Genomic DNA, 26,929 nt, shown 5'->3' on the forward strand with positions numbered 1-26,929 from the left:
ACAATGCTGTATTACAAGACGCTGCGAGTAAAATAGATGCTATAGATACTGATACCGATTTGGTTGGCACCGATAATTGGATTTCTATGTCTGATCAAGGTTGGCCAACCATTGATACTAATGATGTCCAAGGTTGTGAGCAACTGTGGGGCCATTTATTAGCAACTAATGTTCAAGAGTTAAATATAGCGGTAGATTATCAGTCTGATGAGAACATTTGTCGCTACCATTCAGGTAATGAAGCCAGTTTAAGTTATCAACTACAAACAGGAAGAGTTATTTTTTTGATGAGTGACCGATAAAGTTTGTGCCATTAGTGTTAAATTTTTAATAAGCTGCTAATATTAGTGAAGTTATAGCTGAATCAGTATTATTTCCTGTTGTAGGCGCTATAGATAAGAGTGAGTTATTATGAAATTGAAACAACAAGGTTTTTCATTGATCGAGTTGGTCATTGTTATTGTCATCCTCGGTTTATTAGCCGCTACAGCGATCCCGCGTTTTTTAAATGTAACCGATGATGCTGAAGACGCCAGCGTTGATGGTGTTGCTGGTGGTTTAGCCACAGCAGTGAGCTTTGTACGTGCACAATGGGAAGTTGATGGTCGTCGTAACAACAGCGTTATTTTAGATGGTACTAGCGTATCACTCGATACACGTTTTGGTTTTCCAACCGGCACAACCAATACTGATGTTACCTCAATGACAAACGAAACATGTCAGGAAGTATTTGATTCAGTTTTACAAAATGCTCCAAGAAATGTACTGTTCGATCAAGACGCCCGTAATAATCGTTATACCGTAAGAATGCAAAATGGTGTCGGCGGTTCGTCTACCAGTATTGATGGCCAAACAGTTACAGGTCTAGATTTGTGTGTTTATCATCAAGTAGCTACTTTAGCGCTAAATCAGACTTCGGGTGTCGCAGATCCTGCGCCTGATTTAGACACGGTTGGTGCTAACGGTGTAACATATAATGCAGGTACAGGTCAGGTAGTATCATTTACTAACAACTAATTTGGTTTATCACTGTTTGCAGTGATGTTGGTTTACCCATTTATTTTCTATAGAGGTTATTTAATATGCAAAAACAACAAGGTTTTACATTAATCGAATTAGTGGTTGTGATCATTATTCTTGGTATTTTAGCGGTAACGGCAGCGCCTAAGTTTATTAACTTGCAAGGTGATGCTTATGAATCTACGTTAAGTGGTTTAAAAGCATCCTTGCAAGGTGCAAATACTTTAGTTTATTCAAAAGCCGCCATTGCTGGCGATGAGAAGACTGCAGACACAACTGTTCAAATTGGTTCAAGTACTGCTGACACGGTAAAGATTGCATATGGCTATTTACAAAATGATGCAACATCTTTAGAAGATGCTTTACAAATAGACATTGCGTCAGATTGGACTATTACAGCTGGAGCTAATTTAACAACAGCAACAATAATTTACCAATCACGTTCACCATATGCTGCAGCAGGTACAGGCGCAACAGCAACTGCAGCTGTTGATTGTCATTTAGAGTACACTCCTGCGACATCGACTACGTTACCTAAATATGAATTAAAGACTACTGGTTGTTAATTATTCAAATGAAAAAAAACCTGCATTTTGCAGGTTTTTTTTTGAAATTTCATTATTCAAAGTATTAGTTTGGATGGTAATAAAAGACTTTGTTTAGATATCATTTATTTATAATGTTAGAAATATCTTAGTCATTCTAACGGATGATATTACTTAATAAATAAACAGACAATATTGCCTATTTTTGCCATACTGAATAAGTTCGTATAAGTCACTGACACTGTTATGGTTTAATGAGTATTTTGATGTTGTTAATGTTCATCAAGTGAAATGAGGGCATCGTTATAATCAATCGACAACATAGTATTCAAGCTGGGTTTACCTTAGTTGAATTGGTTACCACTATAATTTTGCTTGGTATTCTTGCCGTGGCGGTGTTGCCGCGTTTGATGTCTGATTCATCTTTTAGTGCCTACAGTTTACGCAGTGAATTTATTAGTGAGTTACGCCACGTCCAGCTTAAAGCCATTCAAAATACCGATCAGTGTTATCAAATTGATGTGACATCAAGCGGTTATACGTTACGCCATTTTAGCGGAAGAGCCGTCAACGTATGTATAAACCAGGTACGTATTGAGCAGCAACAATCCTTCAGTGGCAATGCCCATATAGCCTTAACCAGTAATGCTAGCCAAGCGTTTTCGATTACCTTTGACAGCTTAGGTCGCATGTTATCTCCAGCGTGTTCAGGTCATTGCTTTAATGCTGTAGCAGATGAAACCTTAGCCATTGCGGTTGAGTCTGAGGGGTATATTTATGCGCCGTAACATTCAACTTCATCGTCTATCACAATCTGCTGGTGGTTTTACTTTAATCGAACTTGTCATTGGCATGATGGTGATCGGCATTGCGATAGTGATGCTCACTAGCATGCTATTTCCCCAAGCAGATAGAGCCGCAGCAACTCTACATAGGGTTCGATCTGCTGAGTTAGCCCATTCGGTAATGAATGAGATTTGGGGCAAGCGATATGATCAAAGTACCAATCCTAATGGTGGTGTACCAGCGTGTAATGTGTCTGGTGGTATTACTTGTACTTCAGCGGGTTTACTTGGCCCTGAAGAAACCCGCAATATGTTCAACGACGTTGATGATTATAATGGTTTGGATGAAGACGATAACATGCTCGACTCAAGCCAAGCGTATACCCAAGCTTATCCTCGCTATCAGTTGCAAGTGTCAGTTGAGTATCTTGACGCTGCTACTCAAGGACAGAAATTAATTACCGTAGCAGTAACAACGCCTGCCAATGAAGTGATCACTTACCAAGCGGTAAGGAGTAATTACTAATGTCACTTAGCAACCAAGGTAAATCTGCGGGTTTCACTTTAATTGAAATGGTTACGGTTATTTTAATTTTAGGCATTGTTGTAGTTGGGTTGAGTAGTTTTGTGATTTTTGGCACCCGAATTTTTGTCGAATCGAGTGCTGTGGATCAAGTACTCAGTCAAAGCCGTTTTGGCATTGAACGGATGACACGGGATATTCGACGTGCGGTGCCCAACAGTATGCGAACGTTAGACGCAGTTGATGGTAGTTTTCAATGTTTGGAGTTGTTGCCTATTGCAGCCAGTACGTCTTATATTAATGCACCGTTTGCGCCGCAAGCGGCGCAAAACAATTTAACAGCAATTAAAAGTATTCGTCCAATAGTTAACAATCAGTCAGTGCTGATATATCCACTTACCACAGCAGAAATTTATAACCCTCAAGGGACAACGGCGAAACGATTTATTGTGCAAAGTGTCACTGAATTAGGTGACCAGCTTACCATTACCTTAACCCAAAGTGTCCGCTTTACAGAGGCCTCTGCATTAAAACGCTTATACGTTGCCGACAGTCCATTGAGCTACTGTTTTGTTAACAATGCCAGTAATGTTGAGCTGCGTCTATACCAAAACTATGGTTATAAGGTCAATCAGCCTGCACCCGCTGCGATGGGTAATGGGGTGTTAATGGCTCAAAATGTCGCTAATGTTTTAGCGGTTAATCCCGCGGTGATTCTAACGCCATCTACACTAATGACCAATGCTATAGTGCATTTACAGCCACTATTTAGCGTTAATGGCGAAACATTTCAATATCAACATCAAGTGCAGGTGATGAATGTTCCCTAAGCTGAAATTAACCCAACATTCACAACAAGGTAGCGCACTCATCATTGGGGTGTTTGTGCTAACGGTGATGTTTTTACTTGCCGCGAGTTTAATTCGTATTGTTGGTGATGCTGATGAGTCCGTGAACATGGAAGTGTGGGGCACTCGAGCTTTATTTAGTGCCAATAGTGGTGCAGATGCCGCGCTGGCTGAGTTATTTCCGGTTGATGGCACTGTGGCAACTTGTACTAGTATTAGCTCTACATGGACTCCGCCAAATAACAACGTTGGATTCCATAATTGTAGTGTCACCGTTAGTTGTAACACCGCCAACGTTGGCAGTGTTGTTCAATATCGAATTAATAGTTTAGCAGTATGCGAAACGGGTAACTGTGCAGGAAACTCAAACAGTTCAACGTGTTTACGAGTCAGTCGCCAAGTGGAGGTAGAAGCTCGTGCGCAATAATCTTGGTTTTATTTTATTGGTTTGTTGGCTGTTATTGCCTTGGCAAGTTTTTGCAGCACCTCAATGTGATAGCATATTTACCGACCCACCTTCAGGTGACCATTTTCCTTTTGGATTAGTTTTGCCGTCAGGCATTCTAGTCCCTCCATTATCAGATTTAAGCTGTGATTCAAAGACTTGTAATCGAGATGGTGGAAATCAATTCCAGCCTGGGGACTATGATTATAATAATGGTAATTTTGAAAATAAAGCTGTGATTAAAACCTCGGGGGCAACAGCGCGTTTATATTTTAATAACCTAAATTTGCATAACGCAAATATCAATTTAGATGGAAGCTCGGGAAACCTGATTATTTATGTGGCAGGGTCATTAAATATATCTGGTAACAATAACATCAATGCTATCGTGTATGTGGCAGGCTCTGTTTCTATGTCGGGAAATAGTAAAATTACTGGAGCTCTCGGGGCTGGTGGAGCCTTGATTCTTTCAGGCAATAGTAGCGTTGATTCTCAGTCTATTAATAATGCAAATTTTAATGGTATGTGTGATACGGATGTAGCGGAATTTCATATTCAATATGGTAAATCTACTGTATCTGGCAGCGGCTCAACATATGTAACATTTGACGCAGCATTTCCCACTGCCGTCACACCATTAATTTTCTTAATGCCAACCACCGAAGAAAGTAACAACGATGGTCCTGCATCGGTATTCCTTGGCAGTGTTTCTAATCAAGGTTTTACTTGGTCTAAAAAAGAACCTAGTTCAACCACAAACCGTTATGTGAAATCGACTGAAATGCCTGAAGTACACTGGATAGCCGTCACAGCTGGCACTTATGAACTCCCAGACGACGTAACACTAATTGCAGGTTCAGTTGATTATGATCAGGCTATATTTGGTTCCAGTGCCCCTTATACCTCTGTTACTTTACCTGCTACCCAAGATGTGGTGTTGAATCAGATTCAAACTCAGAATAATGACTGTTGGTTAACGAGTACCTCCGAGTTTACGGGCACAGGAATTCAACTTGCATTAGATGCGTCAGAGGTTTATAGCAATAGTCGATGTCAACCAGATAATTTAAATAACAATTCAATTCAAAATGAAACCATTGGTTATTTATCGTTGAGCACCCCTAGCGGTACAACGGCTAGCGGTACCATGACCTTAAATGGTGTAGAAACCAATTACCACTTTGGTCAAGCGCAAACGTTTACGGATAACGGCACTAAGGATATTACAGATCAATGTGCTGTAACGACCGAATTAAAGGGGTTTACTAATGCTCCTATGTTGGTGGCGGGTAAAAATAGCCGCTTAGGTGGCGATGGCGGCTGGCTTCGTCGTTGTCAGTTGACTAACGACAAAGTGAGTATGGTCGTTGACGAAGATACTTTTAGAGATAACGACCGCAAACATCGTTGGGAGAATTACAGTTTTGTGGCTTTTGAGAAAAAAGTAGACACCTTAGTTTGTTTTCGTGACGAATTTACGCGTTCTGATGTTGGTGATGATTGGGCGCTCAAGGTCTTAGGCTCTTCATTACCGCCCTCAATAAAAGAAGGGCGTCTGCGTTTTACCTCTGCTAGCGGTAATCAAGCGACATCCAGTACTTATCAGCGATTATTCCCTGCTGCGAATAATTTAGTTGAGCTGGAGTTTGACTATTATGCTTGGTCGAGTCTAAGTGGCACAGGGGCTGACGGCATTGCAATTATCTTGTCCGATGCCAGTATTACTCCTCAGCCTGGCAGTTTTGGTGGTGCCTTAGGATATGCCCAGCGTAACAACGGCACTCCCGGTTTTGCTGGTGGTTGGTTAGGTATCGCACTGGATGAGTATGGTAATTTTTCTAGCCCCAATGAAGGTAAAGTGGGTGGACCAGGCTTTAGAAGTCAGGCGGTGGCTATCCGTGGTTCCTCAGGCACAAATTACCAATATCTAACAGGTACTAATGCCAACATTTCCCCCAGAATTGATGTGCGCAATACGGCCAGTGCTCAGCCAAACCATAAATATAAAATCATCATCGATTCGCGAACACCAGGCAAAGCGATGGTGTCTGTGCTGCGTGATACGTTAAATAGAGATAATCCAGCTGACTTCGTGACTTTAATCGCTCCTTTTGATGCATTAAGTTTCTCGGGGCAAGCTCCTGTCCCTAAAGATTTTTACCTATCTATAACTGGCTCTACGGGTGGCTCTAACAATAATCATGAGATGGATAACTTTAAGGTTTGTGCCCTTAAATCCAATCCAGTCGGTCAACAAATTCATCATTTTGAGTTTGACTATACCAGCTCGCCGTTTACCTGTAAGGCCGAAACCATGACGGTCAGAGCCTGTAAAGATGCGGTATGTAATTTGTTTACTGATCCCGTAGAGGCTAATTTGTCGCTTGCTCCTAATTCCAATGGTGCTTGGTATGTCGACGGTAGTAAAACAAATGTAGTGAGGTTTGAAAATGGCAGTGCAACGGTCGCTTTACGCAACAATGTGACTACGCCAACCACTATTGGGGTAACATCTTCCATTCCTTCAACCATAGCAGGCAGTAACACCTTGTGCCGCCGTGGTTCGGGAGGGCTAACTACAGCAAGTTGTACCTTAAGCTTTGCCGAGAGCGGTTTTATTTTTGTTGTGCCAGATAAGCTGGCAAACAAGCCAACTGACAACATTACTATTAGTGCAGTGAAAACCTCAGATATCACTCAACAGTGCGTACCTCTGTTTTCCAAAACCACTAAAAATGTCAATTTTTGGAGCTCTTATATCGACCCCATCAATCCAATTAATGGCCAGTCATTAACAGTAAATAGTACCGTGGTGGGTAAACAGAGTAGTGCAGCAACCACGCTTGCGTTGGCATTTGATGCAGAAGGTAAAGCAGATATTATTGTTAACTATCCAGATGCAGGAAAAATGCAGCTAGATGCAAAGTTTACTGGCACAGGTGATGAACAAGGCTTGGTGATGGTTGGTTCAGATCAGTTTGTGAGCTTTCCGGTAGGTTTATGCGTTACCCCCAAAGATAATGCTGCACAGTGGTCTAAAAATAACGGTATTTATAATCCATATAAAAAAGCAGGCGAGTCATTTGATCTAATTATTCAAGGCAAAGCATGGCAAGTGGATGGTGACACAAATTACTGTGATAATTTAAATACCCCTAATTACGCCCATGAAAAAATTGAGTTAGGCCATCAATTGATTGATCCGCTCGGAGGAGTGTTGGGTGCTGTGGGCTCATCGCGATACAATCATGTTGCGCAAACCACTAACAGTAATACCGTGTCTCAGTCGGTAACCGAAGTTGGTGTGTTTCAGTTTACAGCTAACCCACCACTTGGCTATTTGGGTTCGAATTTTCATGATATTCCACTCGCTGTATCACCTACCATGGGTCGCTTTGTGCCAGACCGATTTGTTGTGAGTAGTTCAAGTGTGTTGCCATCTTGCGGTAACTTTACTTACATGGATCAACCTTTTGGCCTGACGTTGACTTTGAGCGCATTTAATACCGGTACTTATATCACCAAAAATTATCAAGGTGCTTTTGCTAAAGGTACTGCAAACCTTGTGGGTGAAAACATTAACAATGGTGTAGATTTGAGTGGCAGATTAAGCACTCTACCTATTAATGCTGGGTCTTGGGCGTTGGGTGAAGCAAACGTAGGATTATCTTATCAAGCTAATTTTAGTCGTACAGTGTCCCCAAGTGTTGATGGACCATTTAGTCAGTTAGCTATTGGTGTGCAAGCTTTTGATAATGATGGTGACTGGTCGTTTATTGCATCACCAGATATGCGAGCCAACAGCAGTGCTATTTGTGCTGATAATAGTAACTGCAACGCGAAACTGTTGTCGACTCAGGATTTTCGTCATGGCAGAGTGGTGATGGACAATACTTATGGCCCTGAAAATGAAATTTTACGCATGCCAACGTATGCCCAATATTGGAATGGTAGTACTTGGGTAACGAACATTAGTGATAGCTGTACTCAAGTTATCGATCCGCTTGATGGCAGCGAAATATACACACCATTATTAACTTCTGGCCAAACGGTTACCCGCAGTGATGGCAACAGTACCGTGAACATTCCGATGACCAGTGGTCAGCTCCCTTTATTATGGCAAAACACCGGTTCTGCAGCATATCGGGGTCAAGTGACTGCACCGCTACAAGTGGAGGATTGGCTTAAATGGTATTGGGACCAAGCAAGTCCGACTCAACTCTATGATCCAAGAGCAAGTGCGTACTTTGGTCGCTACCGAGGACATGATAAGATCATTTATTGGCGTGAGGTGAATCAATAATCCGAATAAAAAAGCATCTCTTTTACGCTTTTTAGGATTAAATTTGACCGATTAGCATTTTTTTAGATACTTTTATAAAAAAAAACGTCAGATTAGCAATTGTTAACCTGTTCGGTCTTGTAGAATGGGGGTGTCATTGATAAAGTTAGCTGATTTTTCTTCTTCTGATTTCACAGAATACAGGCCTGATACATGTTCAAAAAGCTGCGCGGCATTTTTTCTAACGACCTATCCATCGATTTAGGTACGGCAAACACTCTTATTTATGTTCGCGATGAAGGCATCGTGTTGAACGAACCCTCAGTGGTTGCCATTCGCGGCGAACGCAATAGCAATGGGCCAAAGTCAGTTGCTGCAGTCGGTAGAGAGGCAAAACAAATGCTAGGCAGAACGCCTGGTAATATTCAAGCTATTCGTCCAATGAAAGACGGCGTAATTGCCGATTTTTATGTTACCGAGAAAATGCTTCAGCACTTTATCAAACAAGTGCACAACAACAGTTTCTTCCGTCCTAGTCCTCGTGTACTCGTGTGTGTTCCGGTAGGCGCGACTCAAGTTGAACGCCGAGCTATTCGTGAATCAGCGATGGGCGCGGGTGCTCGTGAGGTTTACCTAATTGAAGAGCCAATGGCTGCGGCGATTGGTGCCGGTTTGCCCGTATCTGAAGCGACCGGTTCTATGGTTGTCGATATTGGTGGTGGTACTACCGAGGTCGCGATTATTTCATTGAATGGCGTGGTGTATTCTTCATCAGTGCGTATCGGTGGAGATAAGTTTGACGATGCTATTATCAATTATGTGCGCCGTAACTACGGTAGTTTAATTGGTGAAGCAACCGCTGAACGTATTAAGCATACTATTGGTACCGCATACCCTGGTGACGAAGTACTTGAAATTGAAGTGCGCGGTCGTAACCTTGCTGAAGGTGTGCCAAGAAGTTTCACCTTAAACAGCAACGAAATCCTAGAAGCATTACAAGAGCCGTTATCTGGCATTGTGAGCGCGGTAATGGTTGCCCTTGAGCAATCACCTCCAGAACTAGCTTCAGATATTTCTGAACGTGGCATGGTATTAACTGGTGGTGGAGCGTTATTACGTGACCTGGACCGTTTATTAATGCAAGAAACGGGTATTCCCGTTATGGTTGCTGACGATCCACTGACTTGTGTTGCTCGTGGTGGTGGTAAAGCCCTTGAAATGATTGATATGCACGGTGGTGATTTGTTCTCTGAAGAGAACTAATTATCAACTGCTGAGCGGCTTTGTTAATGACGTTTTATGGGTTAACAAAGTTGCGAACAATTTATGAAACCAATTTTCGTTCGTGGCGTATCGAGTCAATTTAGATTGACACTGGCAATTATATTGTCGGTGGCATTACTTATGACCAATAATCGCCTAGACCCAATACGCCAATCTTTATCTTCAATATTAAGTCCTCTACAGTATTTAGCCAATGTGCCAGGGGTGATGCTCGACTGGTCGGCCGAGGCATTTGCCACCCGCAATATGCTTGAACTGCAAAACAAAGAATTATTACGCCAACAACTGGTTATGTCAGAACGTTTACAACGTTTTGAGCATGTTCGTCAAGAAAATGAGCGTTTACGCGCATTACTCGGTTCGCCCGTGCACATGGATTCTCGTAAAATGGTGGCTGAGGTCATGGAAGTTGCCAGTGACCCATTTCGTCAATTTGTGGTGTTAAATCATGGTTCGCAAACCGGCATTTATGTTGGTCAACCTGTAGTTGATGCCCAAGGTGTTGTGGGGCAGGTGGTTGAAGTGAGTGAGTTTACCAGTCGAGTATTGATGGTGTCAGATACCACGCATGGTATTCCGGTACGCGTTACCCGTAACGATGTGCGTGCAATAGCGAATGGCATGGGTGATATTGATCAAATTGAACTGCGTCATGTGGCTAAAAGTACTGACATTATAGTGGGTGATTTATTAGTTACTTCAGGCTTGGGTAATCGTTTTCCTGAAGGGTATCCCGTCGCGCGTGTTATCAGTGTGTCGCGTGATGATGGCCAGAGTTATGCCGTGATTTATGCTCAACCTTTGGCTGCGCTAGATCGTATTCGATACGTGTTGCTTATTTGGCCTGATGAAACCAAACCGTTTACGCTGCCTAATGACGTAAAAGAATTAATAAAAGAAGCGGCAGATAAAGCAGCTGCCACTGCAAATTCTTCAGATCCCCAACCTCAACCCGTAGAAACAACCACTACACCAGTAACAAGCGAGGTAAACCAATGAGCGCACATATTGCAAATGGTCGCTTAGTGGTATGGCTGACCTTATTCATCGGGATGATGTTTCAGATTATGCCGTTGCCAAAAATGGTAGAAGCCTGGCGACCTGATTGGCTATTGATGGTGATGATGTATTGGGCCATGGCGCTACCGCATCGTTACAGTATTCTCACTGCGTGGTTGTTAGGGGTGATGCTTGATGTGTTGTTGGGAGCTCATCTAGGGATCCGTTCATTAGCATTATCATTAGTGATTTATATTGTGGTGTTGTTGTGCCAACAGTTACGTAACTATCCTCGCTGGCAACAGTCGTTACTAGTTGCTTGTTTTATTTGTATTTATCATGCAGTGATATTTTGGGTGCAGTTTGTTGTTGTAGGCGCAGCCCCATTTAATGTGGACATGTTTTTACCCGCTATTTCGAGTTTATTTATTTGGTGGTGGGTGTTTTGGGTGTTACGCAATATGCGCCGCCATTATAAAGTACGTTAATCCTTACGCACTAAAGTGAGTATGATTTTAATGTACACTAATTAGAGTAAATGACCGATGGCATGGGTACTGGCTTCAACATCACCAAGAAGAAAAGAATTATTGGCACAAGCAGGATTTAGTCATCTCGACTTTTCATTTCAGCTCGTCGCACCCAATATTGATGAAACACCTTTGTCGACTGAAACCGCAGAGCAGTATGTTTGTCGCCTCGCACTTGAAAAAGCCCAAGCGGGTCTAGCGCTTAGCGGTCATGTGGTTAAGCCTCAAGTTCTGGGGTCTGATACGATAGTGGTGTTAAATGGTCTGATATTAGGCAAACCAATAGATCAAAATGATGCCAAGCGTATGCTGGCATTATTATCCGGTCAAACTCACGAAGTGATGACCGCGGTAGCATTAACAGACGGTGAACATACCTTTAATCGACTATGTCGTACCCAAGTGAGCTTTTGTGAATTATCTGCGGCAGACATAGATGCTTATGTTGGCTCGGGTGAACCAATGGACAAGGCTGGTGCTTACGGCATACAAGCACTGGGTGGTTGTTTTGTTAAATCAATTACTGGCAGTTACTCTGCTGTGGTCGGTCTACCGTTAGTTGAAACACGTGAATTATTAGCCTGCATGATGCAGCAAACTTAACCTTTGCTTTAATCGGTCATCTACGGTGGTGCAACTGCTGTCAATATTACGATTGGAGCATGACCCGAATACTGGTGGCTTATGAACATAAAAGCACAACGTAAAAAAGGCACAGAATTACTTATCAATGTCACGCCAACTGAAGCGCGTGTAGCATTAGTCGAGCATGGTGTTTTACAAGAAGTGCATATCGAACGTCGTATGAAACGGGGTTTGGTCGGCAATATATATAAAGGTAAAATTAGCCGTGTTCTCCCAGGTATGCAAGCCGCGTTTGTGGATATTGGCTTAGATAAAGCCGCTTTCTTACATGCCTCAGATATTGTTCCTCATACTGAATGCGTTGCTGATGTCGAAAAAGGCAACTTTGTGGTACGAGATATTGCTGAGCTCGTGCGTCAAGGGCAAGACATTATGGTGCAAGTGGTCAAAGACCCACTCGGTACCAAAGGCGCCCGCCTCACTACTGACATTACCTTACCCTCACGTTATTTAGTCTTTATGCCTGGTTCTAGCCATGTAGGCGTATCACAACGTATTGAGCTTGAAGACGAACGGCAACGCCTTAAAAATATTACTCTCCCTTATGTTGATGATGACGGCGGCTTTATTATTCGTACCGCTGCGGAAAATGTGGGTGAAGATGAGCTTGCTCAAGATGCGGCTTTTTTACGCCGGGTGTGGGCTAAAGTCAGCGAACGTCGTAAGCGTAAAGGCGTCACATTACTGTATCAAGACTTAGCCTTACCAGTGCGGATCATTCGTGATTTTGTCGGAACCGATCTTGACCATATTCAAGTCGATTCGCGCCGAACTTATGCCGAACTTCAACAGTTTGTGCAAGAGTTTATGCCTGAAATTGCAGATAAAATTGAGCATTATGCTGGCCCTGCACCTATCTTTGAATTGTACGATGTTGAAAACGAAGTTCAACGGGCTTTGGGCCGTAAAGTTGAACTCAAGTCTGGCGGTTATTTAATTATTGACCAAACTGAAGCCATGACTACCGTCGACATTAATACCGGCGCATTTGTTGGCCATCGAAATTTAGAAGAAACCATTTTCAATACTAATCTTGAAGCCACTCAAGCAATTGCAAGACAACTACGATTACGTAATTTGGGTGGGATTATCATTATCGACTTTATCGATATGTTAAGTAAGGAACACCAAGCGCGGGTGCTAGAAAGTTTAAATGCAGCATTGGCGTTAGATCGCGTCAAAACAAGTGTCAGTGGTTTTTCGGGCTTAGGTTTAGTGGAAATGACCCGTAAACGTACTCGCGAAAGTTTAGAACATGTCGTGTGTGGTGAATGCCCTTCCTGTAAAGGCACCGGCACCATGAAAACGATTGAAACCGTGTCTTATGAAATTTTTCGAGAGATTATCCGTTTAGACCGAGCATATAAAGCCGATGAATTTTTGCTTTATTGCTCGCCGGCGGTGTATATGAGCTTTAGTGGTGATGAATCGCATTTGCTGGCAGAATTAGAAGTCTACATTGGTAAGCGTATTCGTTTGCAAAATGAACCGTTATACATTCAAAGTAAATATGATGTGGTGATGATGTAGTGTCGACAACTCAGGCAGTAACTATCAACAGATTATGTTGGCAAATTTTGGCTATCGCGCTAGTGCTTTTTGCACTGGTAGTGAGCCTTATTCGTGGTTTATTGCCTCATATTCCTGAAGTCCGTACTGAGTTAATTCATTATCTTGAAAGCGAATACCAACTGCATGTGCAGATGGATAAACTGAGTGCAGAGTGGCAAGCTTTTGGGCCAGCACTTACCGTTAATCATTTAGTCTTACCACCACAAGATAATCTACCGATTACCGTAATTAGCGACAACGTGCATATCAAACTCGATTTTTGGCAGTCGCTTTTCACCTTAAGCCCACAGATTGAAACTGTGGTATTTGATGGCGTTAAAGTGGCGTTAAACCTTGATGAGTTAACCGCTAGTGAGGACCAGCCTACAGTGGGCGATAAAGCTAATCTTGATTGGTTATATGGTTTGTTATTAGAACAGCTGGGGCATTTTTCAATTACCGACGCGTCCCTACAACTGGTGAGTAAGCAACATGCTTATCAACCGATCTTTATCGATAATCTGCTATGGCAAAACACCGCTAATCGTCACCAAGCACAAGGTATGATCCACGTAGATCAACTTAAGTCGCAGCAAGAGCAATTAACATTACGCATTGACCTTACTGGTGATGGTTATCAACCCGATACTGTAGCAGGCCAGCTTTATGTTACCGCAGACTCATTAGACTTAGGTGAATGGGCTTCTAGGCAGCATACCGCTCAAACAAACACCGACAATATTGAATTTCAAGGTGTGATAAACCTCGATGCGTGGATGACATTCGCCAATCGTCAAATTCGTGATGGTATATTGGTTTTTAAACCGAGTTGGCTACAATGGCACGATGCCGACACTCAGCAAAAGTTTGCAATTAACTCTGGTTCATTGCAATGGACACCACAACCGGATGGCTGGAAAATCGACAGTCACGATTTAGATTTATCGACTAACGATCAAACTTGGCCATCATTGACGTTGGCCATAGGTAGTCGCGAGGGGGATTTTTTTGGTTATGCTAACCAGATTGTTCCTGCAAACTTAACTCCAATGTTACCGTTAGTGCCCGATTTGGGTAAGCAGCAAGTGAACATTTGGCAACAACTCAATCCTCAAGGGCTAATTGGGCCGATGAGGCTGTATAAATCGGCCGACAAACCTATTATCGCCAAAGTCGAGTTACAGCAGTTACAGTGGCAACCTTATCAATCAATACCTGGTATTAGCCCTATTGATGCTCAATTAACCTGGGCCAATAATCAACTTGAATTTGCATTACCAGAGCAGGAATATTCGCTCGATTTTAGCGGTGATTTTAGTCAACCTATTGCACTGCGCGGCAGCCCAATTACGGGGCGTTATAATCTCGACGAGCAACGCTTAACAGTACCTAATATTGAATTTATTAATGATGATATTGCCCTGCAAGCCGGTTTGAATCTGGAGTTTTCCCAGCAAACACATATGGGCTTAGCGGCCCATATCACTATAAATGATGTTTCCCATCTTGGGCGTTATTTTCCATTAATGGCGATGAGCCCTAATTTAATCACCTACCTTAATGATGGTTTAGTGGCAGGGCAGATTAACGATGCGCAAGTCGTTTGGCATGGTGCATTAGGCGATTACCCTTATCAAGACAGCAGTGGCGTATTTCAAGCCGACTTTACCCTTGATAAAGGCATCTTTAAATTCCAACCAGATTGGCCTGCCGTTAGTTCGCTAACGCTTTCTGCATTGTTTGAAAATGACATGATGGATTTGCATATTGACCAGGGCAAACTCGATAACGTGGTGGTGGATGGTGCACGAGTTTCTATTCCACATCTTGGTAAAGAATCTTTATTAAGAGTTGAAGCAGATATCACTACCGATGCGCAAGCCGCCACCAAGGTGATTAATGCTTCTTCATTGCAGGATTCTGTCGGGGCAACGTTAGACGTGGTGCAGATCCAAAAGCAAATTAATACCACATTAGATCTTTCCATTCCCTTATATGAAGGGGGTGAACAATTAATTAAAGGCCAAGTTACCCTTAATAATAATCCAGTGTTTATTAGCACACCCGGCTTAGATTTACAGGGTGTATCTGGTCAAGTGAGCTTTGTGAATCAATTGATTGAAGGTAAAAATATTAAGGCTCGATTATTTCAGCAACCGTTAACGTTTAGCGTAAAAACCGGAAAATACAACAGCAATTTAGCATTGAATGTCGATATGCGTGGTAAATGGGATCTTGATGCTCTGCCTGCCAGTTTAGATAACCCACTGACAGAAACGTATCATGGACAACTAGACTGGAATGGCGGGTTAACCATGATTTTTGACCCAAGTGGTTATAGTTTACAAGTCTCCGCTAATTCTGATCTTATCGGTACGTCATTGGATTTACCTATGCCTTATCAAAAATTGGCAGACGAGCCGAGAAAACTGAGCGCAGATCTTATTGGCGATAACAAACAGTCATCATTGAGCATTAAACTGGGTAATGATGTGGAGTTTTGGGGTGGATTTAATGCTGATAGTGGCAGTCAGCTTGCCTTTTATGATGTCATGATTGGTCGTCACTTTAGACTAGGTGATAACTTAAATAAGCAACAAGGGCATCTACATTTAGATATGCCAAAAGTAGATTTAGCGCAATGGCTTCCGCTTATTAATCGCTTTAGTGCTACCGCAGAACCTGAAGTGATCACCTCATCAGTACGCGACCGTATATTATCGGCTGCAGAGCTACCTGATGCTGCGGCACAACAAAATACCACCTCATCGATTGACGCTAAAGCACCTGCATTTCCCACATTAGCCGGTATTCATGCCAACATCGCCCAATTAAATGTATTGGGACAATCATTTGATAAACTGCATTTTGATGCTCAACCCACTGAACATGTGTGGCGTGTTGATGCTGATTCACAACAGTTTGAAGGGCGTATTGATTTTTATCCTAACTGGCGCGATCAAGGCATCAAAGTGGTTGCGAAAAAGCTGCATTTTTCCCCAGTCGTGAGTGGTACTGAAACCGTTGCGTTAGCACCAACTTCGATGCTAGAACATCTGCCTACTTTAGCCGTAGATGTGGATGACTTTAGCGTTAATGATTTATCTCTAGGCCACTTAGTGTTGCAAGGTTTACCACATAAGCAAGGCTACCAATTTCAAACTATTTCCATCACAAAGCCGACGGTAGCATTACAGGCCAATGGCTTATGGTCTGTCGAAAATGGAACCGATAAAACCCTATTTGAGGTTGATTTACAGGCTGACAAGTTTGATGACCTATCGACGATGTTAAAAATTAACCCTGGGCTACAAGATGCACCACTGGATCTCTCTGGTCAGTTATCTTGGCAAGGTGCGCCTTATCACTTCACCCTAGATACTTTAAATGGCCAACTTAAGTTTGATTTGGGCAAAGGTCATTTATCAGAAATTAGTGATAAAGGCGCCCGAGTGTTTTCGTTATTTAGTTTAGATTCGTTATTACGTAAATTATCGTTAGATTTTTCGGATGTGTTCGGCGAAGGTTTATATTTCAATACCTTTAACGGTAATCTGACGATTGATAATGGTGTGGTTAAAACCACCGACACTGAAATGGATGCCATTGCAGGTAATATGCGAGTAAGAGGTTATACCGACCTAACTACCCAAAGCTTGAATTATGATATTCGTTTTGTACCACAACTTGCGTCAAGTGTGCCAACCGTGGTGTTATTGAGTACGAGTGCATGGACCTTGGGCTTAGGGGCGTTTGCCCTAACGAAAGTGTTAGAGCCGGTTATTGAAATTATCTCTGAAATTCGTTTCCGAGTCACTGGTACCATGGACAACCCACAGCTTGAAGAGCTTGAGCGTAAGAGTAAAGAAATCGAAATACCTAAAGCTATTTTGCCGCAGGCGGATGAGACCAGTGTAGAGACGATTATTGGAACTAAAGCCAAGGTTAACATAGACAGTAAAGCAGAAAATAACGTTGATGCAGATGTTCAGCGTGGCGATAACAGTCGTGAAGCGGAAGATAAATCGCTACCAAGAAGTTCGCCATCCACGCAACTTATGCCAGATATCGATAATTCATCTGATGCAAATCAACCGTCAGCGACCGACACTGAAGTTGATCGAATACGCAAAACTTTAGCCGAGCCAGCAACTAATGTCGTTATGCTACCAGGAGTGAGAAATGCAAATCAGCTTATTACAATGTCAAAGCAGTCGCGATGTCAAAGCCAATCTCGCGTTTGTCGACTCGCAGCTTAAAGACTTACCTAGGGTTGCCAATGAACCACAATTAGTGGTGTTACCTGAGTGTTGTTTATTGTTTGGTGGCCATGAAAGCCAGCAACTTGAACATGCTGGCAGCGAGCATCAAAGTGAGCTCAAAGACGCATTAGCGGCAATGGCGAAACAATACCAAGTTTACTTTATTGCAGGCACCATTCCGATGTGCGCTGATGATGGTAGAGTCTTTAGTCGCTGTTATTTTTTTGATGATCATGGCGTCACCCTAGGTCATTACGATAAACTGCATTTATTCGATGTTGAGGTGGCTGATGGCACCAAGACTTACCGCGAAAGTGATACTTTTCATCCCGGTGATCGTATTTGTGTCATAGACACCCCTTTTGGCAAGGTCGGCTTAGCTGTTTGTTACGACATCCGCTTTGGCGATATGTTTCGAGCGTTGCGCTTAGCCGGAGCAGACTACATTGCGTTACCTTCTGCTTTTACCAAAGTCACTGGCGAAGCGCATTGGCAGGTGTTATTACAAGCCCGAGCCATTGAAACTCAATGTTATTTGCTGGGAGCGGGCCAATGGGGACAACATAATCAAGGCAGTCGAGAAACATGGGGTCACAGTATGATCGTCGACCCATGGGGCCGAGTGATTGCAGAGCAAGCTACTGAATGCGGCTGGGTACAAGCTAAAGTCGATTTAACGGAACTACGGCGTATTCGTCAACAAATGCCGGTGATAGGCCATAATCGATTTTTAGAGCCGCAGCTGAAATAACACTGATTTAAATAATACTGGTTGAAATAACACTGAACGAGCCTGACAGAAACTAAATTCGCAGTACGCGTTACCAATTAAAAAAGAGAGTTTTAATGCCATTTTTAACCCAAGTAGAGCAGAGTTTATTGCAAGATGGATTAACCTTAGATGGACTGCAAGGTTACTTAAATACCATTCATCAACACAATATCGATTTTTCAGACCTGTATTTCCAAGCTTGTCGCCATGAGTCTTGGGTATTAGAAGATGGCATTGTAAAAGAAGGCAGCTTTCATATTGAGCGCGGAGTCGGTGTGCGTGCCATTACCGGTGAAAAAACTGGTTTTGCTTATGCTGACGAAATTACCCCAGCAGCTTTAGATGCAGCAGCAAAAGCGGCTCGCGGTATCGCCAGTGCTGGTGAGCAACATAAAGTACAAGCTTTTAAACGTCAAACAGCCCATAAATTGTATGACAGTGCCGATCCCATTGCTGCTATGGACGAAGTGAAGAAAATCGATTTGTTAAAGCAAGCCGATGCTTATATTCGTAGCCTCGACAGCCGAATTATTCAGGTAGTCGTGAGTTTATCTGGCGTACATGAAGAAATATTGATTGCCGCCAGTGACGGAACATTAGCAGCTGATATTCGTCCATTAGTGCGCTTTAACTGTAGTGTTATCTTAGAAGACAAGGGTAAGCGCGAACGTGGTAGTGCTGGTGGTGGCGGTCGTCATGATTACAGCGCCTTTTTGGCCACCGATGAAGCTGGCTTACCGCAGAGTTTTGAGTTTGCCCGCGAAGCAGTGCGCCAAGCACAAGTTAATGTCAATGCTATTGATGCACCCGCCGGTGAAATGACCGTGGTGTTAGGTAATGGTTGGCCTGGTGTTTTACTGCATGAAGCTGTTGGCCATGGTTTAGAAGGTGACTTTAACCGTAAAGGCAGCAGTGCATTTAGCGGTAAAATGGGCCAGCAAGTGGCGTCGACTTTAGTGACCATCGTGGATGACGGTACCTTAGAAAATCGTCGCGGTTCATTAAGCATCGATGATGAAGGCGTGCCAAGTCAAAAAACCACCTTAATTGAAAATGGTATATTAAAAGGTTACATGCAAGATAAGTTAAATGCCCGCTTAATGGGGCAAGAGCCTACAGGTAACGGTCGCCGTGAATCTTATGCACATTTACCAATGCCGCGCATGACCAACACTTATATGAATGCAGGTGAGTCAAACCCTGCCGACATTATTAAGTCCGTTAAAAAAGGCATTTATGCGCCTAACTTTGGTGGCGGACAGGTCGATATTACCTCTGGTAAGTTTGTGTTCTCTGCTTCCGAAGCCTATTTGATTGAAGACGGTGAAGTGACTCAGGCAATTAAAGGCGCGACCTTAATTGGTAATGGCCCTGAAGCCATGGGACTCATTTCAATGGTCGGTAATGACTTAGCCTTAGATAAAGGCGTTGGCGTGTGCGGTAAAGACGGACAAAGCGTGCCCGTTGGTGTTGGCCAGCCTACTCTAAAAATTGATCGTCTAACGGTTGGTGGCACCGCTTAACACCCCCCTTCATTGTGTTGGCAACTCACTGAGTGTTTATGCTCAGTGAGTTATTGTGATCTAAACTGCATTCACAAGCTTATGTAAGTAAGTGAATATTCACTTTATGATCTAGCGACTGTGATAATAACGGAACTACGTTATTATCCATCAAAAATTAGAGTGTTAACCCTAGGGGTGTTTATGTTTGCACAACATCATATCAGTACATATTGTCGCAAACGAGTGAACTTTGCGCTGTGTTTCAGTGTTTTATTTGTCCATCTTAGTGTCTTTGCTGAACCCGTTACCTTTAGTCATGCTTGGCAGCAATTGGCGCAAGTGAGTGATCAGCTTCAAGCTAAAGCTCAGCTAGTCAACCGCGCCAAAGCGGAAGAAGATGCAGGCGATGCGTTAAATTACCCATCACTTAATATTGCTGGCAGCTATACTCGCCTCGAAAAACCTATCGAACTAGATTTACGAGATTTAAACCCACTTGCGGTGCTTGATAGCAGTACATTGCCACCGGCGCTTGGCAGTGCTCTAGCGAGTATTCCGGGTTCTCTTTTTGTCACTCCTTTTACCGAACAAGATGTGTTTCGTGCCAGCTTACAAGCCATGTGGCCCATTTATACCGGCGGTAAAATTACTGCAGCCCAAGGAATACATGCTGCCCAAGTTTCAGAGAGAGAACAAGAATTTGCCCTAGCTCGGCGTGAGTTGTTTCTTCTGCTAGTTGATCGCTACTATGCCGTGTCGGTGACAAAAACTTTAGTCGATACCCAAAAGCAGCTGGTGGACTCGTTAACCTTGCATGTCAATCATGCGCAAAAATTAGAGCAACAAGGGCAAATCGCCAAAGTTGAACGCTTAAATGCCCAAGTCGCGTTAGAAAATGCCAAAGTAAACTGGGGTAAAACCAAGCGTCAATACGAAATGACCGAAATTGCTTTAGCAAGGATGTTACACATACCGTCGGTCGATCCTATTTCGGCACTGTTTTTACTTGAACAACAACCTTCATTGCCACGCCTTAGCCAGCTGACATTAACTCAGCATCCGGCGTTAAAACTACTCGAAGCTAAAGAAGCCCAAGCCAATGGTTTAGTCGACTTAGAAAAGGGTAGTTATTATCCCACGGTGTATTTATACGGTAACTACACCTTGTATGAAGATGACAGTTTATTTTCCCAAGTGGAGCCCGACTGGATGGTGGGAGTTGGGATGAGCATACCGCTGATTAGCCGTGATGGTCGCAGTGGAAAAGTGCAAGCGGCGAAAAGTGCTTTGCTGCAAGCGCGTTATACTAAAGCACAAACCAAACAAGATTTAAGTTTGCTGATTGATCAGAGTTATCGGCAGATGCTGCAAGCTAAAGAAGAAGCGGATGCGCTGGATGTGTCATTAGCATTAGCGACCGAGAATTTACGTTTGCGAGAATTGTCCTTTAACCAAGGATTATCCACTTCAATTGATAGAATCGATGCTGAGTTAAGCTTAACTGCGGTTAAAACTCAGCAGTTAGGCGCTAAATATCGTTATATGCAAGCCTACGCCAAAGTGATGGCCATTAGTGGTCAAGTAGAAGAATTTATTAACCGAACTCAATTTCAAGGGGCTGCTAATGCGGGCTAACAAGATCATCGCGGTGGTCGCATTCGTGCTGCTTATATTATTGTTAGGATACGGCGTAAAGCTGGCTTTTACGCCTCAACCGACAGTGTTACAAGGGCAAATCGAAGCTCGTGAATATAATATCTCGTCTAAAGTTCCGGGGCGAGTTGAGCAAGTTTTAGTTCGCAAAGGCGATCAAGTCGATGTGGATGATATTTTGTTTGCTATCAGCAGCCCAGAATTAGATGCCAAGCTACTACAGGCTCAAGGCGGTCTTGAAGCTGCAACCGCTATGCAACAACAAGCTAATAACGGTGCAAGGCAGCAACAAGTTACCGCGGCTAAAGAGCAATGGTTAAAAGCGAAAGCTGCGACCGAACTCAGCCTAAAAACGTATCAACGAATCGAAAACTTATTTGATGAAGGTGTTGTTGCACGGCAAAAGCGCGATGAAGCTTATACCCAATGGCAAGCCGCTAAATATACCGAGCAAGCAGCTTATGCTATGTATCAAATGACTAATGAAGGCGCCCGGGTTGAAACTAAAGCCGCAGCAGCAGGTAAAACTCGTATGGCAGAAGGCGCGGTTAACGAGGTGAATGCCATTTTAGCCGACAGCCAAATGCGCTCACCTAAAAAAGCTGAGGTGAGTGAAGTATTATTACAAGCTGGTGAGCTTGCGCCGAGTGGTTTTCCGGTGGTGAGCATTATTGATATGAGTGATGCGTGGGCTGTGTTGCAAGTTCGAGAAGATCAATTGTTGCAATTTAAGCAAGATCAAACCGTCATGTTAGATATTCCAGCATTACAGCAGCAAGTCGAATTTACCGTGTCACACGTGAGTGTCATGGGTAACTTTGCAACTTGGCGCTCGACCGAGAGCGGCCACGACTTTGATATGCGTACCTTCGAAGTTGAACTTACACCTAAGCAAAAAATTGCCGACTTGCGAGTTGGAATGTCGGTGTTGTTTCGTGCCGATAAGCTTGCCGAACATTAATAAGGCTTGCTGATGAGGCATTTATTCAGGCGTGAATGTAAAGCGTTGTGGCATTCGCCATGGCAACTGGCTTTGGTTAGCTATATTCCGCTAATTGGCGTGATCGCACTTTGGTGGTTATTCAGTGCGGGCTTGCCAAGGCAGCTCCCCGTTGCCGTAGTTGATTTAGATAACAGTCAAATTAGCCGCATGCTAACAAGGCAATTATCGGCTAATGCCGTGATTGCCCCCCGCTCATTTGCCAATGAAGCCGCGGCGATTGAAGCTATGCGTCAAGCGCAAGTATACGGGCTAGTTATTTTACCTTACCAGCTCAGAAAAGATTTACTCACATCAAAACAACCTACTATTGATATTCGCTATAACAGCCAATTTTTGTTAGTGGGAAAGTTATTATCCAGCCAGCTACAACTCAGCCTTGCAGAGGGGTTAACGCAAATTGGCGAGGTGAGCCTATTACTTAAAGGCGCAAATAAAGCCACTGTTGATGTGAGCTTAACGCCTATTAGTAACCAAACGACGGCGTTATTTAACCGAAATAATAACTATGTTGGTTTTTTAGTCCCGCCGATATTGATTGCATTATGGCAATTACTGTCGATGTTGGTTTTTGTTAATAGTGTTAATGTTGAGCTTATTCCTCAAGGTGAACGCTATTATTTAGCCCGAAACATTTGGCCAAAAGTGTGGGTTAAAGTGTTATTTTATAGTCCGATAATGCTCGTGCATAGTGGCTTTATTTTAGTGTGGTTATACCACTATTTAGCTTTGCCCGTGTCGGGTTCATTATGGTTATTGCTATTGGCTCAGGCATTCATGCTCATGGCATTGTGGTTGTTAGTGTTGGTTATTTTTATGATTATGCGTGACAGTGCTCGCACGGTCAGTTTCTGTACCGCATTATTTGCTCCAGCATTTGCGTTTATGGGGATAACCTTCCCGGTAAACGATATGCCCATATTGGCTAAATGGTGGCGGTTGGTGATGCCATCGAGTCACTATATCGACTCTCATGTCAGCGTCGTCAGCTATGGTGTTGGCTTGCCGCAAGTATTGACTCAAATCAGTTCTTATTGGGGCTTTTTACTGTTATTGCCTTTGCTTTATGTGCTGGGCCGTCAGGCGCAGAAAATACCGCCACAGGGTCAAGTTAGTCTCCCGGTTAATCTGGAGGTCAACCGATGAACTTCTGGCAATTAATCGTAGCAGAATGCAAAGCTATATTGGCTGACAAAGCGATTGTGATGACGCTATTTGGTGGAGTGTTATTTTACTCGGTTCTGTATCCGTTACCGTATTTGAATCAGGTGCCGACAGAGCAACAGGTCGTGGTGGTTGATCATGATAATTCGTCACTCAGTAGGCTGGTGACTCGCCACGCAGATGCCAGTGCTAAGATAAAAATACTCGCTAATGTAAACAGTATTGATCAAGCACAAACGTGGATCGATCAAGGTAAAGCACATGGGTTATTGGTTATTCCGGCTAACTTTAGACGCGATTTATTGCTAGGTAAGGGCGCAACATTAAGTTACGGCGGCGATGCGAGCTACTTTCTGATTTATTCTGCCGTAGCTGAAGGCCTAGTGTCAGCAGGCATAGATGCAAGTAAACAAGTGCAGTTAATTGGTTTGTTGGCTCGCGGTCAAAATCCCCAACTTGCCCTGCAAGCGGTTAATTCTGTCAATATTAATTCAGTTCCAGCGTTTAACCCCAGTTTAGGCTACACACCGTATGTGGTGCCGGGATTATTCTTATTAATTCTGCATCAAACGTTATTAATTGGCACCGGTATCTTGGGCGCAGGCCAATGGCGCAAATCCGGTTATTGGCAGCAAGTACGTCCAGTAACCTTGGTGCTTGCACGGTTAAGTGTGTTTATGATGATTTACGCACTATTTAGTAGTTTTTATTTAGGCTTTTGTTTCTATTGGTACAAAGTGAGCGTGGTTGCAACGGTGGTTGAGGTCGGATTATTTATGTTGCCCTTTTTATTAGCCACAGGATCGCTAGGTATTTATCTCAGTAGTTTATTTAATCGTCGGGAATTACCTACCCAATTGTATTTACTGGTGTCTATGCCGATTTTATTTGTGTCAGGTTTTGTGTGGCCGATTGCATTAATTCCAGAACCATTAGTATTAGCATCTCAAGTTATCCCAGCTGTTCCAGCGATTATGGGGATGCTCGAGTTAAATCAATTAGGAGCAGGTTGGTCGGCGGTAATGCCTAAATGGTTACAATTATGGGGCTTGTTTGCAGTCTTCGTCACGATGGCCATAGTCGCTATAGCACGTAAACAGAAAAGCGTTAGTGTTACATCATAGAAGACCTACAGATGCTAGGTTGGTTCTATCATATCGACATTGCCTTATCGCTAGATTTGTCACTTGGCAAACAAAAATAGACAGCTATCATCTGGATAGACCTGTCTATTTCATTTTTTATGAGGTTTATTGCGGACTGATAAAGAGTAACCGTAAGGTTTTTTTGGTCTAGATCCAATTACATCATTCCGTTTTGGGCATTGTTTAAAGCTGCCTCTAAACGTTCAACGTTATGTTGGTATATAGCGCTGTGATCGACTTTTGCTGCATACTTAAAATCAGCTAATGCGCCTATATTGTCATTATTCATTAATTTCATTACACCACGATTATTATAAGCATAAGCCCGAACCGTCATTGAAGGAATAGCCACTTGGGTACGAGCACTTTTCACGGCCGCGCTACAGGCTTTTTGGGCTTTTTCCATATCCGCTAGTTGCACATATCCAGCACACAAGTTCACGTTACGAGAATAGTCATCCACGGCGAACTTACTTGCAGATAAAGTAGCGGTTAAGCCAGCTTCGACATCACCTGATTGCAATGCATTAACACCAGGCACATCTTCCACTAATACCATTTTGTAGGCATTACTCTTGATATGCTGACCTTGCTCGTCAGCCATAACATTTGCCGATGCTGCTAGTACTAATGTGGCACAAATTAGGCCATTAACGATGCTCTTTTTCATGATGTCGCTCCTTTAAACGTTTGTGTAGCGCCGCGCTACAGGTGAACTTTAGTCAAAACGACTAGCGTCGACAAACGATAAAAAACGCATTAATGGGTTAAAAAAATTCACTTATGATGATGAAATAATTAATTGGTTTAAATTGTGAATCAGCAGATATAGTAGTCATTACAGTTTTACTTAAGTCTACATGGATGCACCTACGGCGTTTGTTTCCTTATCATTACTCAGTCGCTCACGATGTTGCGATATGCTCTACGTCCTGTCGATCTAGGTAATGGATATTAAGAACGACATGGTTTAAGAGAAATTTTTTAAATAACAATTAAGTTCATCTAATCAGCTCCCCGCTTTGTCAAATCTTTGCTACAAAGTCTACCTTGAAGTTTGATACCTAATGACTTTCATCATGGAAACTTTTGAGGATCCAATCGATCAGCAATTGCACTTCTGGCCGCTGCTGTTCATTAGTATGACGGATGAGGTAATAGCGATCATGGCTAAAAAGTGGATGAGGAAATAATGACAGAAGGGTGCCGTTATCGAACCATGCTTGGCTGATGGGTAATGGAATGAGAGCAATACCTAATCCTTGTTCTGCGGCACGGGCGACACTGAACATACTGTCTAGTTGAATTATCTGCTTAGGCTGAAATGCATCAAAGCCAACATTTTCGGCCCATTGATGCCAAGCGTAAGGTCGAGCTTTATGCAATATTAATGGCACCTGAGTTAATGCTTTAAAACCTTGTGAAGACAATTCAGCATGCAATTGTGCATTACACGCAGGGATATAAGTGATTGGAAATAAATCATACACATCGGCATTAGTTTGTTGTTTACCAGAGAGCATAATGGATGCATCAGTGTGCTTAATCGTATCGCTGCGCGACTTAATGGTTTCGAGCTTAAGATTGATGTTGGGATATTTAGATGACCAACCAATGAGTTTAGGCATAAACAGTTCACTGGCAAAGAATTCTGGCATTGAAATACTGACTTCGAGCATTCTGTCTGATTGGTTAAATTCACTGACTGTGTTGACTAATTGCTGCATTACCGGCTCGATGGCCTGGTAAAAGCGTGCGCCAACTTCGGTCAATGTCACCGCGCGGGTTTGACGAATAAACAAGCTCTGGTTTAGAGATTCTTCTAACTGTTTAATCTGATGACTTACCGCCGAAGGGGTTAGATACAGTCTTTTAGCGGTTTCTTTAAAACTTAAGCATTCAGCAGCGACGCAAAAACAACGTAGGCCGCGCATGGAGGTGTGTAAAGGGATCATTCAATTCTCAACAAGG

General features: G+C 43.0%; 21 protein-coding genes and 1 pseudogene. 20 read left to right on the top strand and 2 right to left on the bottom strand.

Annotation, left to right across the window (positions count from 1 at the left end; all coding sequences use genetic code 11):
• The 20 genes and pseudogenes from H5181_RS04020 to H5181_RS04115 form a co-directional block, all read left to right on the top strand.
• Nucleotides 1–302, top strand: a pseudogene (locus H5181_RS04020) (hypothetical protein); the annotation flags it as partial.
• A gap of 109 nt (nucleotides 303–411) precedes the next feature.
• Nucleotides 412–1,017: a prepilin-type N-terminal cleavage/methylation domain-containing protein gene (locus H5181_RS04025; protein ID WP_182750281.1), complete on the top strand. Its 606-nt coding sequence runs from the start codon at nucleotides 412–414 to the stop codon at nucleotides 1,015–1,017.
• Nucleotides 1,018–1,082: 65 nt separating this feature from the next.
• On the top strand, nucleotides 1,083–1,586 hold the full coding sequence (locus tag H5181_RS04030) for a type II secretion system protein (protein ID WP_182750282.1): 504 nt from the start codon (nucleotides 1,083–1,085) through the stop codon (nucleotides 1,584–1,586).
• Nucleotides 1,587–1,870: 284 nt separating this feature from the next.
• Nucleotides 1,871–2,353, top strand: coding sequence for a type II secretion system protein (locus tag H5181_RS04035; RefSeq protein ID WP_182750413.1), 483 nt, complete (start codon nucleotides 1,871–1,873; stop codon nucleotides 2,351–2,353).
• Nucleotides 2,343–2,876 carry a prepilin-type N-terminal cleavage/methylation domain-containing protein gene (locus H5181_RS04040; RefSeq protein ID WP_182750283.1) on the top strand — a complete coding sequence of 178 codons (534 nt, stop codon included), beginning with the start codon at nucleotides 2,343–2,345 and terminating at the stop codon, nucleotides 2,874–2,876. The genes H5181_RS04035 and H5181_RS04040 overlap by 11 nt, the downstream gene beginning before the upstream one ends.
• Nucleotides 2,876–3,703 (top strand): PilW family protein, encoded by an 828-nt coding sequence (locus tag H5181_RS04045; protein ID WP_182750284.1) that lies wholly within the window; start codon nucleotides 2,876–2,878, stop codon nucleotides 3,701–3,703. The genes H5181_RS04040 and H5181_RS04045 overlap by 1 nt, the downstream gene beginning before the upstream one ends.
• Complete coding sequence (locus H5181_RS04050) at nucleotides 3,693–4,148, top strand: MSHA biogenesis protein MshP (protein WP_182750285.1); 456 nt, start codon at nucleotides 3,693–3,695, stop codon at nucleotides 4,146–4,148. Before H5181_RS04045 ends, H5181_RS04050 begins: the two co-directional genes overlap by 11 nt.
• Nucleotides 4,138–8,469, top strand: a complete 4,332-nt coding sequence (locus H5181_RS04055; protein ID WP_182750286.1) for a DUF6701 domain-containing protein — start codon at nucleotides 4,138–4,140, stop codon at nucleotides 8,467–8,469. The genes H5181_RS04050 and H5181_RS04055 overlap by 11 nt, the downstream gene beginning before the upstream one ends.
• A gap of 192 nt (nucleotides 8,470–8,661) precedes the next feature.
• Nucleotides 8,662–9,711 (top strand): rod shape-determining protein, encoded by a 1,050-nt coding sequence (locus tag H5181_RS04060; protein ID WP_011639153.1) that lies wholly within the window; start codon nucleotides 8,662–8,664, stop codon nucleotides 9,709–9,711.
• A 63-nt stretch (nucleotides 9,712–9,774) separates the two neighbouring features.
• Nucleotides 9,775–10,731, top strand: coding sequence for a rod shape-determining protein MreC (gene mreC, locus H5181_RS04065; RefSeq protein ID WP_182750287.1), 957 nt, complete (start codon nucleotides 9,775–9,777; stop codon nucleotides 10,729–10,731).
• Complete coding sequence (mreD, locus tag H5181_RS04070) at nucleotides 10,728–11,219, top strand: rod shape-determining protein MreD (RefSeq protein ID WP_011639151.1); 492 nt, start codon at nucleotides 10,728–10,730, stop codon at nucleotides 11,217–11,219. Before mreC ends, mreD begins: the two co-directional genes overlap by 4 nt.
• Nucleotides 11,220–11,276: 57 nt before the next feature.
• Entirely contained in the window at nucleotides 11,277–11,864 is a 588-nt protein-coding gene (locus tag H5181_RS04075; protein WP_182750288.1) for a nucleoside triphosphate pyrophosphatase, read from the top strand.
• 81 nt (nucleotides 11,865–11,945) lie between these two features.
• Entirely contained in the window at nucleotides 11,946–13,436 is a 1,491-nt protein-coding gene (gene rng / locus H5181_RS04080; RefSeq protein ID WP_182750289.1) for a ribonuclease G, read from the top strand.
• Nucleotides 13,436–17,716 (top strand): YhdP family protein, encoded by a 4,281-nt coding sequence (locus tag H5181_RS04085; RefSeq protein ID WP_182750290.1) that lies wholly within the window; start codon nucleotides 13,436–13,438, stop codon nucleotides 17,714–17,716. The genes rng and H5181_RS04085 overlap by 1 nt, the downstream gene beginning before the upstream one ends.
• A complete protein-coding gene (locus H5181_RS04090) occupies nucleotides 17,640–18,470 on the top strand; it encodes a carbon-nitrogen hydrolase family protein (protein ID WP_182750291.1) in 831 nt (276 codons plus the stop codon). The genes H5181_RS04085 and H5181_RS04090 overlap by 77 nt, the downstream gene beginning before the upstream one ends.
• 95 nt (nucleotides 18,471–18,565) lie before the next feature.
• Nucleotides 18,566–20,014: a metalloprotease TldD gene (gene tldD / locus H5181_RS04095; RefSeq protein ID WP_059747763.1), complete on the top strand. Its 1,449-nt coding sequence runs from the start codon at nucleotides 18,566–18,568 to the stop codon at nucleotides 20,012–20,014.
• 183 nt (nucleotides 20,015–20,197) lie between these two features.
• The gene (locus H5181_RS04100; protein ID WP_259396937.1) at nucleotides 20,198–21,631 is read left to right on the top strand and encodes a TolC family protein; all 1,434 of its coding nucleotides are present in this window, start codon (nucleotides 20,198–20,200) and stop codon (nucleotides 21,629–21,631) included.
• Nucleotides 21,621–22,610, top strand: coding sequence for an HlyD family secretion protein (locus H5181_RS04105; protein WP_182750292.1), 990 nt, complete (start codon nucleotides 21,621–21,623; stop codon nucleotides 22,608–22,610). Before H5181_RS04100 ends, H5181_RS04105 begins: the two co-directional genes overlap by 11 nt.
• A 12-nt stretch (nucleotides 22,611–22,622) precedes the next feature.
• Nucleotides 22,623–23,795, top strand: coding sequence for an ABC transporter permease (locus H5181_RS04110; protein WP_182750293.1), 1,173 nt, complete (start codon nucleotides 22,623–22,625; stop codon nucleotides 23,793–23,795).
• On the top strand, nucleotides 23,792–24,937 hold the full coding sequence (locus H5181_RS04115; protein ID WP_182750294.1) for an ABC transporter permease: 1,146 nt from the start codon (nucleotides 23,792–23,794) through the stop codon (nucleotides 24,935–24,937). The genes H5181_RS04110 and H5181_RS04115 overlap by 4 nt, the downstream gene beginning before the upstream one ends.
• Nucleotides 24,938–25,115: 178 nt before the next feature.
• Here the strand turns inward: H5181_RS04115 and H5181_RS04120 are convergent, their stop codons facing one another.
• Both H5181_RS04120 and H5181_RS04125 read right to left on the bottom strand, forming a co-directional pair.
• Entirely contained in the window at nucleotides 25,116–25,628 is a 513-nt protein-coding gene (locus tag H5181_RS04120) for a hypothetical protein (protein WP_102036056.1), read from the bottom strand.
• Between the two features lie 394 nt (nucleotides 25,629–26,022).
• Entirely contained in the window at nucleotides 26,023–26,913 is an 891-nt protein-coding gene (locus H5181_RS04125) for a LysR family transcriptional regulator (protein ID WP_207893031.1), read from the bottom strand.
• Nucleotides 26,914–26,929: the final 16 nt, after the last annotated feature.

Source organism: Shewanella sp. SG44-2, from assembly GCF_014164215.1.
Classification (GTDB): domain Bacteria; phylum Pseudomonadota; class Gammaproteobacteria; order Enterobacterales; family Shewanellaceae; genus Shewanella; species Shewanella frigidimarina.